The organism is Kitasatospora indigofera (assembly GCF_014655955.1).
Classification (GTDB): domain Bacteria; phylum Actinomycetota; class Actinomycetes; order Streptomycetales; family Streptomycetaceae; genus Kitasatospora; species Kitasatospora indigofera.
Genome location: NZ_BNBO01000149.1, coordinates 1 through 1242 on the forward strand (window position 1 = coordinate 1; position 1242 = coordinate 1242).

Sequence of the window (1242 nt, forward strand, 5' to 3'; positions counted from 1 at the left end):
TCAGCCGTCGTGCGGTGATCGGTTGGGCGGGTGCGGGTGTCGCGTTGGGTGCGGCGGCGGTGGGTTCGGTGGCGGTGGCGACCGGGTCGGGTGGTCCGGTGCCGGCGGCCGCGGCGGTGGGCGGGGAGGTTCCGTTCTACGGGGAGCATCAGTCGGGGATCGCGACGCCGGTGCAGGACCGGTTGCATTTCGCGGCGTTCGACGTGGCGGCGACGGCGACGCGTGAGTCGTTGGTGCGGGTGCTGAAGGAGTGGACGAGGGCGGCGGCGGCGATGACCGGCGGCCGTGAGGTGGGCAGCGGTGCGGCGAGTGGTCTGCCGCAGGCGCCGCCGGACGACACGGGTGAGGCGTTGGGTCTGCCGGCGTCGCGGTTGACGTTGACGGTCGGGTTCGGTCCGTCGTTGTTCGAGAAGGACGGGGTGGACCGGTTCGGTCTGCGGGCGCGGCGTCCGGAGGCGTTGATCGATCTGCCGAGGTTCCGGGGTGACAGTCTGGATCCGGCGCGCAGTGGTGGTGACCTGTGTGTGCAGGCGTGTGCGGACGATCCGCAGGTGGCGGTGCACGCGATCCGTAACCTGGCGCGGATCGGGATGGGTGTGGTGAACGTCCGGTGGTCGCAGCTGGGGTTCGGGAAGACGTCGTCGACGACGCCGGAGGCGCAGACGCCGCGGAACCTGATGGGTTTCAAGGACGGGACGCACAACATCGCGGGGTCGGACGCGGCGGCGTTGGCGGAGCACGTGTGGGCGGGGCCGGGTGAGGGTCCGGAGTGGATGACGGGTGGGTCGTACCTGGTGGCGCGGCGGATCCGGATGCACATCGAGACCTGGGACCGGACGCCGTTGAAGGAGCAGGAGGACATCTTCGGGCGCAACAAGGGGGAGGGTGCGCCGTTCGGGAAGGTGAGGGAGCGGGACGTGCCGGACCTGAAGGCGATGCCGGAGGACTCGCACGTGCGGCTGGCGCATCCGGACAGCAACGACGGGTTGATGATCCTGCGCCGGGGGTTCTCGTTCACGGACGGGACGGACGGTCTGGGGCGGCTGGAGGCGGGTCTGTTCTTCCTGGCGTACCAGCGGGACACCCGGAAGGCGTTCGTGCCGTTGCAGCAGCGGCTGGCGGGCAGTGACGCGTTGAACGAGTACATCCAGCACGTCGGTTCGGCGCACTTCGCCTGTCCGGCGGGCGTCCGCAAGCCCGGCGAGTGGTGGGGCCAGGCCCTGTTCGGCTGAGGCCGCCCGC

General features: G+C 70.9%; 1 protein-coding gene. It reads left to right on the plus strand.

Annotation, left to right across the window (positions count from 1 at the left end; all coding sequences use genetic code 11):
- On the plus strand, window positions 1–1232 hold a 1232-nt coding region (gene efeB, locus IE329_RS39880), incomplete at its 5' end, for an iron uptake transporter deferrochelatase/peroxidase subunit (protein ID WP_190215967.1).
- Window positions 1233–1242: the final 10 nt, after the last annotated feature.